Annotated in this window: 1 protein-coding gene; it reads left to right on the forward strand. The window is 32.9% G+C overall.

What is annotated here, in order from left to right; translation table 11 throughout:
* Positions 1-179 precede the first annotated feature (179 nt).
* Positions 180-1,484, forward strand: a complete 1,305-nt coding sequence (locus AFK68_RS00190; RefSeq protein ID WP_094670702.1) for a serine hydrolase — start codon at positions 180-182, stop codon at positions 1,482-1,484.
* The last annotated feature ends 37 nt before the right edge of the window (positions 1,485-1,521 follow it).

The following is a 1,521-nucleotide window of genomic DNA, read 5'->3' on the forward strand; positions in this document are numbered from 1 at the left end:
GGGTAGGCTTTTAACCTAAATTATTTAATTAATAATGATTAATGATTAATTATTCGATTACTGAATCTAGAAATATAGTATATTTGTATTGAGACTGATACATTGATTTTCTTCATAGTTAAAGATTATCTTTATTGGTTAGCATAAAATTATTTATTTATTTGTGTGGAGCTAATTCTATGCACCGAATATTAAAAATAAAACAAATTCTCACTGGCACTTTAGTAACAATGGCCAGTCTTACCATTATTTCAATTGGAAATATACAGAGTTCCTCAGCAGCAGAATCTTATACTCAATCTTTACAAGAGCTCTATGAGATGCGCGAGCGCGTAGTTAATAAATTAGAATCTCTGCCTACTCCAAGAAAAAGATTATTTTTTTCTGAGGAAAATCAAGCAATATTAGAAAAACAACAAAACTTAGTTCAAAAATTACAAGAAATTGATGTTCAAATATTAGTTGAACAGCGAGCAAATGATAATTGGAGACAAGCATTAACTCTAAGTGCTCAAGCTGCTGAAGTGGGAGTCTCTCCAAGTCCAACTGTCAAAACTAGAGAAACAGAAAAACATCTCTGGCAACAAGCAATTTATAATTTAGAGGAAATTCCTGACGATTCATTTATCGGAGACAAAACTAATAAAAAAATCAAAGAATATAAGCGCAGTCTTTATGACTCTTCTTATCAATTAAACATCACTAAATCTAACTTTTTAGATAAAATTCGTAAAGAAAGTGGTCTATCAAGTAGAGCTACTATTACTATCTGTAATTTACGCAGAGAATGTTTAGACTTAAATGGTAATAAACTTCCAGCAAGTCCCGCAAGTTTAATCAAAGTTCCTGTTGCTGTGGCGGTGATGCAAAAAGTATCTCAAGAAAATATTAGTTTAGATACTCCTGTTTATGTAAGTCGAGGCAATTTTACTGAAGATGCTTCAGAAATTCGAGCGAGAAAACGTTATCCCCTAAAAACTTTGGTCGGACAAATGATTGACCATAGTAGTAATATTGCCACAAATCAACTAATAGATTATTTAGGGCAACCTTACATTAATAAAGTTCTTGAAGATGATGGTTACAAAGTTATTCGGGTGAAATACAAATTAATGGGTAACCGCATTAGACCCAAAAATCCAGGTAAAGGTCGTAATACTCTGACTAGCAATGAGCTGACAGATATGATGGTCTCAATATACAATAGCGAGTATCCCAATTCTGATGTATTGATAGAGGCATTGGCTAATCAGAAGGATAGGTTATTGGGATATGCTGGTTTAGAAAAATTACCAGAAGTTAAATGGTTGGGTGAAAAAACTGGAGAAAATTCTCGCGCTCTGGGTACTACTTTGGGGTTGAGTATTGATGGTGAAGTTTATGTAATGACTGTAATAGATAGTCGTGGCGGACGAGACCCTCAAATTCGTAAATGTATTAATAAGTTGGCAAAATATCTGGTTGATAATGAGGGTCTACTTTAATTAATGGATAATGGATAATGGATAATTGATAATGGAT

Source organism: Hydrocoleum sp. CS-953, assembly GCF_002260545.1.
Taxonomy (GTDB): Bacteria; Cyanobacteriota; Cyanobacteriia; order Cyanobacteriales; family Microcoleaceae; genus Trichodesmium.